The sequence below is a fragment of the Pseudomonas sp. FG86 genome, assembly GCF_057808775.1.
Window position 1 is genome coordinate 58,679 of record NZ_JBMDIS010000023.1, and the last position, 15,297, is coordinate 73,975.

General features: G+C 60.1%; 15 protein-coding genes. 11 read left to right on the top strand and 4 right to left on the bottom strand.

Annotated elements, in window-relative coordinates; translation table 11 throughout:
• The first annotated feature begins 27 nt into the window (after window positions 1–27).
• From ACODSV_RS16885 to ACODSV_RS16910, 6 genes are all read left to right on the top strand, one after another.
• Window positions 28–327: a c-type cytochrome gene (locus ACODSV_RS16885; RefSeq protein ID WP_024072630.1), complete on the top strand. Its 300-nt coding sequence runs from the start codon at window positions 28–30 to the stop codon at window positions 325–327.
• A 37-nt stretch (window positions 328–364) separates the two neighbouring features.
• The gene (locus ACODSV_RS16890) at window positions 365–970 is read left to right on the top strand and encodes a c-type cytochrome (protein ID WP_024072631.1); all 606 of its coding nucleotides are present in this window, start codon (window positions 365–367) and stop codon (window positions 968–970) included.
• Window positions 971–1,138: 168 nt separating this feature from the next.
• Window positions 1,139–1,774 carry a thiol:disulfide interchange protein DsbA gene (dsbA, locus tag ACODSV_RS16895; RefSeq protein WP_024072632.1) on the top strand — a complete coding sequence of 212 codons (636 nt, stop codon included), beginning with the start codon at window positions 1,139–1,141 and terminating at the stop codon, window positions 1,772–1,774.
• A 10-nt stretch (window positions 1,775–1,784) separates the two neighbouring features.
• Window positions 1,785–2,663, top strand: a complete 879-nt coding sequence (locus ACODSV_RS16900) for an endonuclease/exonuclease/phosphatase family protein (protein ID WP_150055255.1) — start codon at window positions 1,785–1,787, stop codon at window positions 2,661–2,663.
• Window positions 2,660–4,765: a diguanylate cyclase gene (locus ACODSV_RS16905; RefSeq protein ID WP_150055256.1), complete on the top strand. Its 2,106-nt coding sequence runs from the start codon at window positions 2,660–2,662 to the stop codon at window positions 4,763–4,765. Before ACODSV_RS16900 ends, ACODSV_RS16905 begins: the two co-directional genes overlap by 4 nt.
• Window positions 4,766–4,853: 88 nt before the next feature.
• A complete protein-coding gene (locus tag ACODSV_RS16910; RefSeq protein ID WP_024072635.1) occupies window positions 4,854–5,630 on the top strand; it encodes an N-acetylmuramoyl-L-alanine amidase in 777 nt (258 codons plus the stop codon).
• Between the two features lie 106 nt (window positions 5,631–5,736).
• Here ACODSV_RS16910 and ACODSV_RS16915 read toward each other — a convergent pair whose 3' ends face one another.
• Complete coding sequence (locus ACODSV_RS16915) at window positions 5,737–7,524, bottom strand: ATP-binding protein (RefSeq protein WP_150055258.1); 1,788 nt, start codon at window positions 7,522–7,524, stop codon at window positions 5,737–5,739.
• A 10-nt stretch (window positions 7,525–7,534) separates the two neighbouring features.
• Complete coding sequence (algB, locus tag ACODSV_RS16920; RefSeq protein WP_024072637.1) at window positions 7,535–8,881, bottom strand: sigma-54-dependent response regulator transcription factor AlgB; 1,347 nt, start codon at window positions 8,879–8,881, stop codon at window positions 7,535–7,537.
• A gap of 389 nt (window positions 8,882–9,270) precedes the next feature.
• Here algB and ACODSV_RS16925 point away from each other — a divergent pair, with 389 nt between their 5' ends.
• From ACODSV_RS16925 to ACODSV_RS16945, 5 genes are all read left to right on the top strand, one after another.
• Window positions 9,271–9,555: a hypothetical protein gene (locus ACODSV_RS16925; RefSeq protein ID WP_024072638.1), complete on the top strand. Its 285-nt coding sequence runs from the start codon at window positions 9,271–9,273 to the stop codon at window positions 9,553–9,555.
• Window positions 9,556–9,633: 78 nt separating this feature from the next.
• Window positions 9,634–9,798 carry a DUF1328 domain-containing protein gene (locus tag ACODSV_RS16930; RefSeq protein WP_003170804.1) on the top strand — a complete coding sequence of 55 codons (165 nt, stop codon included), beginning with the start codon at window positions 9,634–9,636 and terminating at the stop codon, window positions 9,796–9,798.
• Between the two features lie 2 nt (window positions 9,799–9,800).
• Window positions 9,801–10,268: an inhibitor of vertebrate lysozyme family protein gene (locus ACODSV_RS16935; RefSeq protein WP_102624633.1), complete on the top strand. Its 468-nt coding sequence runs from the start codon at window positions 9,801–9,803 to the stop codon at window positions 10,266–10,268.
• Between the two features lie 728 nt (window positions 10,269–10,996).
• A complete protein-coding gene (gene gltP, locus ACODSV_RS16940) occupies window positions 10,997–12,328 on the top strand; it encodes a glutamate/aspartate:proton symporter GltP (protein WP_024072640.1) in 1,332 nt (443 codons plus the stop codon).
• A gap of 95 nt (window positions 12,329–12,423) precedes the next feature.
• Entirely contained in the window at window positions 12,424–13,653 is a 1,230-nt protein-coding gene (locus ACODSV_RS16945) for a nucleoside recognition domain-containing protein (RefSeq protein ID WP_024072641.1), read from the top strand.
• Window positions 13,654–13,743: 90 nt separating this feature from the next.
• Here ACODSV_RS16945 and ACODSV_RS16950 read toward each other — a convergent pair whose 3' ends face one another.
• Complete coding sequence (locus tag ACODSV_RS16950) at window positions 13,744–14,361, bottom strand: ABC-type transport auxiliary lipoprotein family protein (RefSeq protein WP_150054996.1); 618 nt, start codon at window positions 14,359–14,361, stop codon at window positions 13,744–13,746.
• The gene (locus ACODSV_RS16955; protein ID WP_069074940.1) at window positions 14,358–15,296 is read right to left on the bottom strand and encodes an MlaD family protein; all 939 of its coding nucleotides are present in this window, start codon (window positions 15,294–15,296) and stop codon (window positions 14,358–14,360) included. Before ACODSV_RS16955 ends, ACODSV_RS16950 begins: the two co-directional genes overlap by 4 nt.
• Window position 15,297: the final 1 nt, after the last annotated feature.

Sequence of the window (15,297 nt, forward strand, 5' to 3'; positions counted from 1 at the left end):
GCTCTCAAACCCTGAAAAGGTCGATGTATGACCAGATGGTTGCTTGCTATCGGTGTCCTGGTTCCGCTTTACGGCGCTCAGGCTACACAGGATCCGGAAGCGGTGTACAACCGAGTTTGCGTGGCTTGCCATGCCGGCCAACTGCCGAACGCCCCGAAGCGGGGTGACCAGGCAGCATGGGCGCCCAGGCGGGCGCAGGGCATGGACACGCTGGTGCGACACGTGACCCAGGGTTTCAAGGCAATGCCGCCGCGTGGTTTGTGCATGGACTGCAGTCCCGAGGATTACCAGGCCATTATTGAAATGATGGTGAGTAAACCCGGTTAGATAACTCTTAAACCCTTAGCCGTAGTTGGATTAGCTGATGAACAAACTGATCGTGAGTCTGCTGTTGACCTTGGGCATCACCGGTGTTGCCCATGCTGCAGGCGACGCTGCTGCGGGTCAGGCGAAAGCCGCCGTGTGTGGTGCTTGCCATGGACCGGATGGTAATAGCCCGGCGCCGAACTTCCCCAAACTGGCCGGCCAGGGGGAGCGTTACCTGACCAAGCAGATGCACGACATCAAGGACGGCAAGCGCACGGTCCTGGAAATGACCGGCTTGCTGACCAACCTCAGTGACCAGGACCTGGCCGATATCGCCGCCTATTTTTCCAGCCAGAAAGGCAGTGTGGGAGCTGCCGATCCCAAGCAGGTGGCCCGTGGCCAAGACCTGTTCCGCGGTGGCAACCTTGAAAAAGGCATGCCTTCGTGCATCGGTTGCCACTCGCCTAATGGCGCAGGCCTTGCAGCGGCAGGCTTCCCTCACTTGAGCGGCCAGCATGCGCAGTATGTCGCCAAGCAGCTGACTGACTTCCGTGAAGGCAATCGTACCAACGACGGTGATACCAAGATCATGCAGAGCATTGCTGCCAAGCTCAGCAACAAGGATATCGAAGCGGTTTCCCAGTACATCCAGGGCCTGCACTGATCCGGGCAGTACGTTAACGCTCGATTAATCCCGCGATGCAAGCATAAAAAGGGTGGCTTAGGCCGCCCTTTTTTGTGGCCGGTGCCGTTACACTAACGAACTCATGCCCGCGTAGACCTGTCACAACAAAGGTCGCGTGAGGCGACTTTATTTGTCCAGGAGTAAAGCATGCGTAATCTGATCCTCAGCGCCGCTCTCGTCACTGCCAGCCTCTTCGGCATGACCGCACAAGCTGCCGACGTGCCGCTTGAAGCCGGTAAGACCTACGTTGAATTGGCTAACCCTGTACCTGTATCGGTACCCGGTAAAATCGAAGTGGTGGAGCTGTTCTGGTATGGGTGCCCGCATTGCTACGCCTTTGAACCGACCATCAACCCATGGGTTGAGAAATTGCCTTCCGATGTGAACTTCAAACGTATTCCGGCCATGTTCGGCGGCCCTTGGGATGCACACGGCCAACTGTTCCTGACCCTGGAAGCCATGGGTGTGGAGCACAAGGTTCACAACGCCGTCTTCGACGCGATCCAGAAACAAGGCAAGCGCCTGACCAAGCCTGATGAAATGGCTGACTTCGTCGCAACCCAGGGTGTAGACAAGGACAAGTTCCTGGCCACTTTCAATTCCTTCGCCATCCAGGGCCAGATCAAGCAGGCCAAGGAACTCGCGCAGAAGTATGGCGTGCAGGGCGTTCCAACCATGATCGTCAACGGCAAATACCGTTTCGACCTGGGCACTACCGGTGGTCCTGAAGCGACCCTCAATGTTGCCGACCAACTGATCGCCAAAGAGCGCGCAGCCAAGTAAGGGGCCTGTCATGCGCCGCTGGGGTACCGAACGCGTTGTTGGCCTGCATGACGCGCGGGTCAATGAGCATCACCTGGAATCCACGGGCTTGCCGGCAGATAGCCGGTTGCGCCTGCTCAGCTTCAATATCCAGGTCGGTATCAGTACCGAAAAATACCGGCACTACCTGACCCGTGGCTGGCAGCATCTGCTGCCTCACAATGGGCGGGCCGGTAACCTGCAAAAGATCGGCAACCTGCTCAACGACTTTGACCTGGTCGCCTTGCAGGAGGCCGACGGCGGCAGCATACGCTCGGGCTACATCAACCAGGTCGAGCACCTGGCTCAGCTCGGTGCCTTCCCCTACTGGTATCAGCAACTCAATCGCAACCTCGGGCGTCTGGCGCAGCACAGTAATGGTGTGCTGAGCCGCCTTAAACCGACCGCCATCGAAGATCACCCACTGCCGGGCCCCAAGGGCCGGGGAGCGATTCTCGTGCGTTTCGGTGAAGGGCCGGAGGCCTTGGTGGTGGTGATGATGCACCTGGCGCTCGGGGGGCGTACGCGCAACCTGCAACTGGCCTACGTGCGCGAGTTGATTGGCAACTACAAGCATCAAGTGCTGATGGGTGACATGAACACCCATGCCAACGACCTGTTGCAGAATTCCCCGTTGCGGGACCTCGGGCTACTGGCGCCGCAAGTCGAAGCCACGTTTCCCAGCTGGCGTCCGCAGCGTTGTCTTGACCATATCCTGCTCAGCCCGACCCTCACACTCGAAAGTGTGCAGGTGCTGGCGCAGCCTATCTCCGATCACCTGCCGGTCGCGGTAGAGATTCGTCTGCCGGGTTCGCTCACGGTTGATGCATTGCCCGCGTTGAGCCCCGGCCCTCGCGGACCCCTTGCATGAGCGACGACGCCCAGCGCTGGAAAGAAAAATACCTGTTAAGCATCGAGCAACAAGAAAAGCTCGAACGTCGCTGGGCCTCTCGCCTCGACCTGCTGCGCCGAGGGTTGGTACGCAGCACGCTGGCTGCTGAGGGCACCGACCGCGCGGTCGATCAATGCATGAAGGAAATGCGCGATGTCGTGCGCACGGATGATATGGACGCCGCCCTTGCTGCCTTGTTGCCGCGACTGGAAAAAGCCGTGCTGGATTCAGAGCAGCGCCGCGAAACGCGTGTCGACCAGATGGGTGCTGCGCTGACGGCCCTGGTGACGCAGTTGCAAAAACTGCCGCTGCCCCGTGAAGTCGCGCGCCCGCTGAAAACCTTCGCTAAGCAGTTGGATGGCCGTGTCGGCCAGGCGCGCGAGATTCCGCTGTTGCTCAGTGAGTTGAGCGCCCTGCAAGGGCAAGCGTTGAATAATCTGGAGCCGGAGGGTGAAGCCACGCGCTCCGGGCCGGGCCTGCTGCAACGCCTGTTTGGCACTCGGGAGGCCAGCACTGAGGCGCCAGTGGGCGAACCAGCGTCGCCGCCGTCCGCGCCGCCGCCTGTTGCTACCCAGGTCGCAGCCGAACCAGCACCCCAAGCGCCTGCACAATCCGAAGAGTTGGCCCAAGCCTTGCGGGCCTTTGCGCCGCTGCCGGCAGCCCCTGAGTCTCAACCTCAGCTTGCGCCTGCTGCGCCTGCCGTGTCAGTCGCGCCCGTCAAGGCTGTACCGGTCGCAGAGGTTGCCGGTGCCGCGAAAGTCGCCAGCGAAACCTTCGTATTCGAGGCTCCGGCCCAGGCCACTCCTGTCGCGCAGCCGATCAAGGCAGCTGAGACCGAGGTCTCTGAACCGGCGATCCAGGAGCCAGCACCCGAAAGCGCACTCGCTGCCTTTATCGAGGCGCCCGACGTGCTGATCGATGCGCCAGACGAGACCACTATCGGCAGCCTGTCCCTGCCGCCCGTCCTGGAGAGTGCCGATCCTGACGAGCTGCAATCGGATGGCGTCTACGCGCTGCCCGATTCGCCTGAGCCGTCCTACAGCTCCGTGGCCAAGCACATCGAAGACACATTGCTCGGCCTGCTGGAAGACCTGTCCCTCCCCGAACGCCATCGGCCCCAGGCCGAAGCCATGCGCGAACGCCTGGCCCATGGGCTGAACTGGTACGAATTGCTGCCGATTCTCGATGACCTGGCCGTGCTGATGCTGGCGGTCACCGACAGCGGCCAGCATGAGTTCGAGGCTTACCTCAAGCAATTGAACGAGCGGCTCGAAGCGTTCCAGGGGCATTTGCAGGTGGCCAGCGACGGCCATGCCGACAGCCGCTCAGCAGCCCGTGAGCTGGACACGCAGATTCGCGAGCAGGTCGACGGCCTGCAAAGCAGCGTGCAGGAAGCGGCTGACTTGGACAGTCTCAAGAAGGTGCTCGAAAGCCACCTTGAAGGCTTGCTCGGCACCATGGATGAACACCAGCAGCAGCGCGACCAGCGCGAGCAGGAATTGTCCACGCGGCTCAAGGGGCTGGCGGAGCGCGTCGCCAATATGGAACAGGAGGCCCAGGGCTATCGCGAGCACCTGGAGGTGCAACGCCAGAAGGCCCTGATCGACCCGCTCACCGGCCTGCCCAATCGTGCGGCCTGGAGCGAGCGCTTGGACCATGAGGTGAACATCTGGCATCAGCGTGGCAACAGCCTGTCGCTGGCGATGCTGGATCTCGACCACTTCAAGCGCATCAACGACGGCTATGGTCACCTGGCGGGTGACAAAGTGTTGAAGATCATCGCCAACGTATTGCGCAAGCGCCTGCGTCCGGGCGACTTCATCGCGCGTTTTGGCGGTGAGGAGTTTGTCTTGCTGATGCCGGACTCATCCCTGGCGGATGCCTTGGCGGTGGGTGGCATGCTGCGCGCTGCCATCGAGGCCTGTCCGTTTCACTTCAAGGGCGAGCCGGTGACAATCACGGTGTCGATGGGGGTGGCGCAGTTCCAGCCTGGCGAACGCAGTGAGCTGGCACTCAAGCGCGCCGACGAGGCGTTATACCGCGCTAAGGCGGCAGGGCGTAACCAGGTGCAGGCGGCCTGAAAGATGTTCCATTTTGTAATTTGACCGCCAGGCAAGAAGCCGTACGTTACACTGTTGCATTATTGTCTTCAGCGTACTGTCTTCCGCCATGAAATCCCTGTGCTTCGCCTTTGTGTTTCTCCTGCTCGCCGGCTGCGCCAGTGGCCCGCGTCTGGATACCAGCCACCCTTCCGTGAACCACGACAACCGTGTGCAATTCGTTGTCGTGCATTACACCTCCACCAACCTTGAGCGCTCCCTGGCCTTGCTCACGCATGGCCAGGTCAGCAGCCATTATCTGATCGGCGACGACGCCTCTGCCACCATCTATAAGCTGGTGGACGAAAGCCAGCGCGCCTGGCATGCAGGGGAAAGCGAGTGGATGGGCCGAACCTGGCTGAACTCCAGCTCCATCGGCATCGAAATCGTCAACCCGGGGTATCGCGACACGCCGACGGGGCGCGTGTGGTACCCGTATTCCGAAGCCCAGGTGAAATCCCTGGTGGTGTTGCTCAAGGACATCAGCAAACGCAATGGCATCGACCCCAGGAATATCATTGGGCATAGCGACATCGCGCCGCTGCGCAAGCTGGATCCGGGTCCGTTGTTCCCGTGGAAGCGCCTGGCTGACGAGGGCTTGGGGATCTGGCCCGATGCGCAGGCCGTCGCCCGCTTCCAGTTGCAGTACACCACCGATCTGCCGAGCATCACCTGGTTCCAGGAAGAGTTGGCCCGCCTGGGCTACCAGACGCCGCAAACCGGCGAGCTGGATGTCGCCACGCGCCACGTGATCGCCGCATTCCAGATGCACTTCCGGCCGTCGTTGTTCGATGGCACACCGGATGCGGAAAGCGCCGCCATCCTGCGTGCCCTGAATCGCCGTTGAATCTGCGAACAAGCGTGCTTGTGGCGCCCCCGCAAGCCCGTGACGGCTACACGCAGCGGGACGGCGCGACCCTTCGACAGCACTCGCGCCACTGCGAGCCAGGCGCCTACAAGGGCAGTGCCATGTAGAACTGCGTGCCCTGCCCCGGCCGCGAGTACACGCCCATGCGACCGCCGTGCAGCTGCACAATTTCCTTGCACAGCGCCAAGCCGAGGCCGGCGCCGCCTTTCTTGCGGCCCACCTGGACGAAGGGTTCGAAGATACGGCCTTGCTGGCCATAGGCGATACCTTCGCCATTGTCCTCGACGCTGATAATCACCCGTTCGCCATGTCGCCGGGCCTGCAAGCGAATCTGCCCGCCTTCGGCGGTATGGCGAAGGGCGTTGCCCAACAGGTTATCGAGCACGCGCTCCAGCTGAGCCTGGTCGGCATACAACCTCGGCAAGTCGGCTTGGGCTTCAACCAGCAATTCGATATGTTGCGCATTCGCCGGTTCAGCGAAGCGGGCACGTGCATGCTCCAGCAAGTCAGTGACATCGCACGGGCCCAGGGTGAGTTTTTGCAGACCGTTCTGATAGCGCGAGAAGTTGAGCAGGTCATTGATCAATTGCATCAGGCGCTGCATTTCTTCATTGACCGTATCCAGCAGGTCCGCTTCCCGCGAGTCTTCAGGAAACTTCGCGCGCTCGCGAAACAGACCAAATGCCATGTGCATACCGGTCACTGGCGTACGCAGTTCATGAGAGGCGCGTAGCACGAATTCGCTGCGTACCCGTTCAAAGGCGCGCTGCTCGGTCACGTCATGCAGCACCATCACTGCGCCGAGGATGTGGCCTTGGGTATGGCTGACCGGCGTCAGGCTGTAGGTCAGCAGGCGCAATTCACCTTCGACTTCCACTTCCAGGTCCTCGGGCGCCCGCTCCAGGTTGCCGCCGCGCAGCACCAATTGAAGCTGTTCATCCATTTCAGGGCGCCCCAGTGCTTCGCTCAAGCCTTGGCCAAGACGTTCCTCGTCCCAACCCAACTGGCGCTGTGCGACGGGGTTGAGGTGTTCCAGATGGCCCTGGCGGTCAATCATCAACAGCCCGTCATCGATGCTGTCGAGCACGGCTTGCAAGCGCTGCTGACCGGCCAATAGCTCGTCGACATTGGTTGCCTGATGTTGGCGCAATGCCTCGGCCATGATGCCGAAGCGGCGGGTCAGTTGGTTCATCTCCGCGGCCGACGAGATGGGCAGCGTTACTTCGAAATCGCCCTGCCCGATCTTGTCCGCCGCCTTGGCCAAGGCTTCGATCGGCCCGCCAAAGCGCCGTGCGATGCCATGGGCGGTGATGAAACCGATGATCAGCACCGCCAGGCCGACCAGGCCCAGCAGTCCGGCGATCAACAACGCACGGTCACGGGATTTGTGCTCGCTGGTGTTGATATTCTCCAGGGCGCGCTTGTGTTCGGCGAGCAGGCCATTGCGCAACGCATTGAAGGATTCGGTGAGCTTTTCGTTCTTATTGTGGGCAAGCGAGGTTTGTTGGGAGTCCTCGAATGCCTTCAGGAACTGCTGGTAGTCAATTCGCGCCTGGCTGAACCCGCTGGCGAGGCCATCTTGCTCCTCATGGGCGATGCCTTGGTTCAGCAGCTCGAAATAGTACTGCTTGGAGGTTTGCAGGGCCGCCAGGTCCGGAGGCTTATCCAGCATCAGGATCAACTGGTCCCCCAGGGTTTGTTGCAACTTCAGGCCCAGGTCCAAGGTGATGAAGTTGCTGCGGATCAGCGACTCCTGGCTCTTGGCCATTTGCATCACACTGACCAGGCCCAGGATCAACCCCAGCAAGGCGACGGTAATCAGCGCGGAGATACTCAAGAACAATCGAGTGCGCAGTGTCATCGCTAGCTTCATAAGGTACCGCTCACAGGTTGTACTGTTTGCGTTTGCGGTACAGGGTCGATGCGTCGATGCCTAGGGTTCGGGCCGCCTGGTCCAGGGTATCGCTGGTGGCCAGTACCGCGCCGATGTGAGCTTTTTCCAGTTCATCCAAGCTCAACGCCGCGCCAATCCGCGGCGCATTGTTGGTCGGTTGCTCGGCCATGCCGAGATGGCTGATTTCGACTTTTTCCTGAGGGCAGATAATGCTGGCGCGTTCCACCACGTTGCGCAGTTCGCGGATATTGCCCGGCCAGCGATAGTTCAGCAGGGCCTCGCGGGCCTCGTCGCTGAAGCCGCGTGCCGGACGGGCATACTCCTTGACGAAGCGCGCCAGGAAGCGGTCGGCCAGGGTCAGGATGTCTTCACTGCGTTCGCGCAACGGCGGCAGGTGCAGGGTGATGACATTGAGGCGGTACAGCAAGTCTTCGCGGAAGCGACCGTCGCGCACCATGTCTTCCAGGTTCAGGTTGGTAGCCGCGAGGATGCGCACATCGGCGCGCCGGGTCACCGGGTCGCCCACGCGCTCGTATTCCTTGTCCTGGATGAATCGCAGTAATTTGGGCTGTAAAGTGAGGGGAAAGTCGCCGATTTCGTCAAGAAACAACGTGCCGCCGTCCGCCTGGTTGACACGCCCCAGGGTACTCTCGCTGGCGCCGGTGAAGGCTCCGCGGCTGTGCCCGAACAATTCGCTTTCCATCAGTTCCGCCGTCAGAGAGGGGCAGTTGATGGTGACGCAGGACTTCTTCGAACGTTTGCTCCAGCCGTGAATAGCACGAGCGAGCTCGCCTTTACCCGTGCCGGACTCGCCGAGGATCAGGATATTGGCATCAGTCCCGGCCACCTGGCGTGCGGTTTCCAGCACCACCATCATCGCCGGGCTATGGGAGTCGAGGCCGTCCTTCGATTGGCGGACTGCGCCCTCAAGGGCTTCCAGGCGCGCGGAGAGCTGGCGCACTTCCAACTGCTTGGCGGTGGCCAGGCGCAACTGGTCCGGGCTGCAGGGCTTGACCAGGTAGTCGGCAGCACCGGCCTGGATGGCATCCACGGCCGTATCGACCGCCGAATGCGCGGTCACAATCACCACGCGCATCCAGGGGGCTTGAATTCGCATTTGGGCCAATACATCCAGGCCGTTGTCTTCGCCCAGGCGCAGGTCCAGGAAGCACAGGTCGAACACCTGGCGCTGCATCAGGGTATCGGCTTGGGCGGCGCTGTTGGCGGTGGCCACGGTGTAGCCTTCATCTTCCAGGCAATAACGGAAGGTGCGGAGGATCGCGGATTCGTCATCCACTAAAAGAATACGGCCTTGAAGTTCCTTGGCTGATTCCATCTGTCCCGCGCTCCTTAAACTATGAATGATGGTGTTTAGTCCCGTAATAATCGGGCAAGTTGCATGGTTTATTCTGATCGATAAAAGGCAAGGTCGTGCAGGTATCTGCATGTCTTCCTACAAGGCCTACCTGATGGCGTTTTCATGCCGTCTTGCCACTTCGGCAACGCAGTTTCTGTTTTCGATCCATCGATCCGACCGTTGGCTATCGTGCATTTCGCACGGCCCACACGGAGGCATCGTGCAGGATGCTGGGCCTTATCCCTAGATAAAATATTTAACTCATTGTTTTTATTGAGTTTTATTTTGTAAAAAAGCTGGCATGCGCTCTGCAATACCTCTCCCAAGAGTGTCATGAACGAATAATCAGAATGCGGGAGAAATGCAGCATGACTCGCCAAAGCCTCAGCCACTTGCATGTATCGCCACTGCGCTTGCAACAAGGTCTGTTTGCCAGCCTGGCCCTGATGGTCACGTTGATTGGCGGCCAGCAACTGCAGCATTGGCAGCACGGTCAGCAGCAAACCCCGCATTTTGAACGTCCAGTGATGACGCAGACCCATTTCCGTTCCGTTGGCAGCGTTTCTGCCGATGCAACAGCCCCGCAGCTGCGGATGGTTGACCAGGATTCATCCCTGAGTGAACTGCCATCCCAGGAGCGCTGGGTGTTCTAGGCAACAAAAGGCCGCTCGAGTCGAGCGGCTGTACGGCACTACCGCTGTTACCCCTATAGAAGCGTAAGGAGAATCACCATGTTGAGTTGGGCAATCACATTTCTGATCATCGCCATTGTGGCTGCAGTCCTGGGCTTCGGTGGTATCGCGGGCACCGCAACGGGTATCGCCAAGATCCTGTTTGTCGTTTTCCTGGTGATGTTCATCGCTTCGTTCTTCTTTGGTCGTCGCGGCCGAGGCTGAATATGACCACTTTGTCTCTCAAAGCCATAGCTGCCGTCCTGCTCCTGGGCGGCAGCGGCCTGGCAATGGCCGCCAACGACGGTCAGACCCGGGCCAGCGAATTGCTCAGCACGGACCCGCAATACCGTGAAACCTGGCAAAGCGTGGTGAAGAAAGAAGAACGCCTGCCGGAATGGGTGATGAACCTGTCCGGTGCGGCGGAGCAAATGAATGCTGTCGAGGAGGATGGCGACAAGTACTTGGTCGGGCCGCTCTGTGAAACCGCGGACACGTGCCGGAATAAGCGCTTGATCGTTGCCTTCAGCTTCGACAAGGAAGATGCCTACGCCATGTTGGTGGAAGTCCCCGCCGGTTTGCCGGCAGATAAATCCCCGACGCGACACGCCGATTACCGTTTTATCGGTAAGCCGGATGAGGGCATGAAAAAGCTGCTGATGGAACAGCTGAAGAAAGATCCGAATTGGTACTAGGTTCCGTCTGACGCGTCTGGCGTCTACGGGGCTGGCGTCCATAGAAAGAAGCCCCTCGCTTCTTTCTGTTTGCATCGCCCGCCAGGGGTGATGCATGACCAGGGGGCCGGGTTGTTCTGATCAATCGAGATCGGCGTGACCTACGGGTACAGGGAGTACCTGCGCAAGGGCCGGGTCAGGCGAAAAGCTGCGGCGCAAGTTCACAAGTCCTCAAGCTTGCTGAACTTGCGACGGGCTTATTAAGCCCCCCTCGCCTCCCATACCGTCCATAGCCGAGAAACTTCTTTTTGCGCTCCCTCAACCATTACTTGGTGTGTCGGTGGAGACCATCCATCGAGAAAGTTTTGTCTGCGCTATAGGCCATTTCTGACATGACCCCTCTGAATTCCCAGGCATTTTTGCCGTAGACCACAACTCGCCCTGAATCTCTGTGCGAGCCTGAATCGGCCAGTTCACGGCATATTCACCTGGCAATCTGTCGCATTTGAACTGACCGTTCGGACAGTTATTATTCAAAAAAGTCATGCCGATTCGGCATGGGGTAGGCGTTTACGGCATTAGACGTCGCCCCCTTGCATGGGAATAGTTGCGCCTTTTTTCGCCTGCCAGTAAGCCATTTCGGCCACGCTGCGGTGACCTTCCATGGAGGCAGATGCACTCACTTTTTCGCTTCCGAGCGTTCCAGATGGCGCATGTGCCTTAAGTCCACTTGAAGTAAGGGTAATGACATGAAGAAGGCAAAGCTAAGCCTCGCCTGGCAGATCCTCATCGGTTTGGTACTGGGGATCGCAATCGGTGCAGTGCTCAACCATTTCAGTGCTGAAAAGGCCTGGTGGATCAGCAATGTGTTGCAGCCGGCAGGCGATATCTTTATCCGCCTGATCAAGATGATCGTGATCCCGATTGTGATTTCCTCGCTGATCGTCGGCATTGCCGGGGTGGGTGACGCGAAAAAACTCGGTCGCATCGGCGTCAAAACCATTCTTTACTTCGAGATCGTCACCACCATCGCCATTGTGGTCGGTTTGCTCCTGGCCAACCTGTTCCACCCCGGTGCCGGCATCGACATGAGTACCCTGGGTACCGTCGATATCTCCAAGTACACCGCCACTGCCGCCGAAGTGCAGCATGAGCATGCGTTCATCCAGACCATCCTCAACCTGATCCCTTCGAACATCTTCGCCGCCGTGGCCCGTGGCGAAATGCTGCCGATCATCTTCTTCTCCGTGCTGTTCGGCCTGGGCCTGTCGAGCCTCAAGCCGGAACTGCGCGAGCCGCTGGTGACAATGTTCCAGGGCGTGTCCGAGAGCATGTTCAAAGTCACCCACATGATCATGAAGTACGCCCCTATCGGCGTCTTTGCGCTGATCGCGGTGACCGTCGCCAACTTCGGCTTCGCATCGTTGCTGCCGCTGGCCAAGTTGGTGATCCTGGTTTACGTCGCCATCCTGTTCTTCGCCTTTGTGATCCTGGGCCTGATCGCTCGCCTGTTTGGCTTCTCGGTGATCAAGCTGATGCGCATCTTCAAGGATGAACTGGTGCTGGCCTATTCCACCGCCAGCTCCGAAACCGTGCTGCCACGGGTGATCGAGAAGATGGAGGCCTACGGCGCGCCAAAGGCTATCTGCAGCTTCGTGGTACCGACCGGTTACTCGTTCAACCTCGACGGATCGACCCTGTACCAGAGCATCGCGGCGATCTTTATTGCCCAGCTGTACGGCATCGACCTGTCGATCGGCCAGCAGTTGATGCTGGTACTGACCCTGATGGTCACCTCCAAAGGCATCGCCGGTGTACCGGGCGTTTCCTTCGTGGTGCTGCTGGCCACCCTGGGCAGTGTGGGCATTCCGCTGGAAGGCCTGGCATTCATTGCCGGTGTCGACCGCATCATGGACATGGCGCGTACCGCACTCAACGTCATCGGCAACGCGTTGGCGGTATTGGTGATCTCCCGTTGGGAAGGCATGTACGACGACGCCAAGGGCGAGCGCTACTGGAACTCCCTGCCGCACTGGCGCAGCAAGCAAGCGCTGCCGGTCGGTGAGGCCAGCCGCGGCTGAAACCCGCGTGAACGAAACAAACCCCGGGAAATCCGGGGTTTGTCGTTTCTGCCAGCCCCGCTATCATTCGCCCCATCTTTCGGGGGATTCAACTGATGCTCAATGGCCTGTGGCTTGGCTTCTTTGTCGTGGCAATGGTGTCGGCACTGGCGCAATGGCTGATCGGCGGTAACGCCGGTATTTTTGCGGCGATGGTGGAAAGTATTTTCGCCATGGCCAAGTTGTCGGTGGAAGTGATGGTGCTGCTGTTCGGCACCCTGACGTTGTGGCTGGGCTTCCTGCGGATTGCCGAAAAAGCCGGGATTGTCGACTGGCTGGCCAAGGCCCTTGGCCCGCTGTTTCGCCGCCTGATGCCGGAAGTGCCCGCCGGGCACCCTGCCATCGGTTTGATCACGCTCAACTTCGCCGCCAACGGCCTGGGCCTGGACAACGCCGCGACGCCCATTGGCCTGAAAGCCATGAAGGCGTTGCAGGAACTCAACCCTATCCCCAACACCGCGAGTAACGCGCAGATCCTGTTTCTGGTGCTGAACGCATCATCGTTGACGTTGTTACCGGTGACCATCTTCATGTACCGCGCCCAGCAAGGCGCTGCCGACCCCACGCTGGTATTCCTGCCGATTCTGCTGGCCACCAGTGCGTCGACGCTGGTGGGCTTGTTGTCGGTCGCGATCATGCAGCGCCTGCGGCTGTGGGACCCGGTGGTGTTGGCGTACCTGATTCCTGGTGCGCTGGTGCTGGGTGGTTTCATGGCGTTGCTGGCGACCTTGTCAGCCACCGCATTGGCCGGCCTGTCCTCTATCCTCGGCAACCTGACGCTGTTCGGCCTGATCATGCTGTTCGTGGTGATCGGTGCGTTGCGCAAGGTGAAGGTCTACGAGGCGTTTGTCGAAGGGGCCAAGGAGGGCTTCGATGTTGCCAAGAACCTGCTGCCGTATCTGGTGGCGATGCTTTGCGCGGTGGGCGTGTTGCGCGCCTCCGGTGCACTGGACTTCGGCCTTGAAGGCATTCGCCACGTGGTGGCCTGGACCGGTATGGACACGCGCTTTGTCGATGCCCTGCCGACCGCGATGGTCAAGCCATTCTCCGGCAGCGCGGCCCGGGCGATGTTGATTGAGACCATGCAGACGCAGGGGGTGGACAGTTTCCCGGCGTTGGTGGCGGCGACGATTCAGGGCAGTACGGAAACCACCTTTTATGTGTTGGCGGTGTACTTCGGTTCGGTGGGCATCCAGCGGGCGCGGCATGCCGTAGGGTGTGCGTTGCTGGCTGAGTTTGCTGGCGTGGTGGCGGCGATTGCGGTGTGCTACTGGTTCTTCGGTTAAGGCTGGATGCTATCGGGAGCAAGCCCCTCCCACATGTTGATCTGTGAACACATTCAAAATGTGGGAGGGGGCTTGCCCCCGATGAGGCCCTCAGCGTTTCACAGTACCGTTACCCTGCTGAACAACCCATTCCACCACCTGCCTGTTCAACTGATCCCCGGCTTGGCCAAAAGCCGCCACCACCGCCGGCACTTGGGTGTCTGTCACTGCCTGGCGCACTTCAAACCGCCGGCTGGCAATAATCCGCTGATCACTCCCACGCACCAGGCGTGCGTCGAGGCGGATCAACACGTCCACCGCACTGCCCCGGTATTCACTCTGGAACGCCTGCAACTGTCCGCCCAGCTCATAGTCGGCCTGCAGGTTGGTGTCGTCGGTGCTCAACAGGGTCACTCGCCCATCGCGCTGGAACCCGTCCAACAGGCGATTACGCAACAGCACGGGCGCCGGATCGCTCCAGCGTGAGTTCGCATAGCTGCTGATCAAATCGCCATTGGGCACCACGGCGATGCGCGGGCTGTCGAGGAACTCACTGGTCTGCGGCTTGGTCAGGCGCAGCGACCAACTGACCGGCGCTCCCTGGTGGGCGGCCTGGGCCGAGGGCAGTCGGTAGGTGTCCGACGGATCCGCCTTGGGCAGGATCGAGCACGCGCCGAGCAGCGCCAGGGCCAGGGCCACAGGGGCCATTATTTGGTAAGCACGCTTCATGGCGTGAACTCCTTGTTCTTGTCGCTGCCCAGCAGGTAGCCACTGGGGTTGGCTTCCAGGCGACGGGAGATGGCGCGCAGCGAGCCGAGGGTTTCGCGCAGTTCGCGCACGGCCGGCGCCAGTTCGTTAAGACCTTGCATGCCGCTGTTCACCGAATCCTTGTTGTCAGTCAGCAAGGTATTGATGGTCGCGGTGCTCTGCTCAAGGGATTTCATGGCTTGCTCGGCGCTGCCGAATACCTGCTTGCCTTGATCGTTGAGCAGGCCGTTGGCATTGCGCATCAGCGCGGTGGTCTGCTCCAGGGCGGCACCGGCTTGTTTGCTGACCTGCATCAGTTGCTGCATGACCACCTTGATATCGCCACGTTGGTCGGCAATCGCACCGGTAGTTTGTTCCAGATGATCCAGGGTATTGCTGATGCGCTCGACGTTCTGCGCCGAGAACATGTCGTTGGCGTTGTGCAGCAGCAGGTTGATGCTGGTCATCAAGTCGTTGCTGTTATTCAACAGCCGCGCGATAGGCGACGGCGACGCGATGATTTCTGGCAGGTTGCCGTCCTTGCCCTTGAGTTTCGGGCTTTGTGGCGTGCCACCGCTGAGCTGGATGATTGAAGTACCGGTGATGCCGGTCAGGGCCAACTTGGCCTGGGTGTCTTCCTTGATCGGCGTCTGGCCAGAGAGGCGGATGCGCGCGAGCACGCGACGCGGGTCGTTCGGGTCCAGGCGCAGGCTGATCACATCACCCACCTTGATCCCGCTGTACTGCACCGAGCTGCCCTGGGACAGGCCGCTGACCGCCTCGTTGAAGATCACTTCGTAGTCCTCGAAGGCGGTGTCGACGCTGGACTTGGCCAGCCACAGGCCAAACAGCATCGCGCCGACCACCACGATCACGCTGAACAGACCGATCATCACATGATGGGCTCGGGTTTCCATG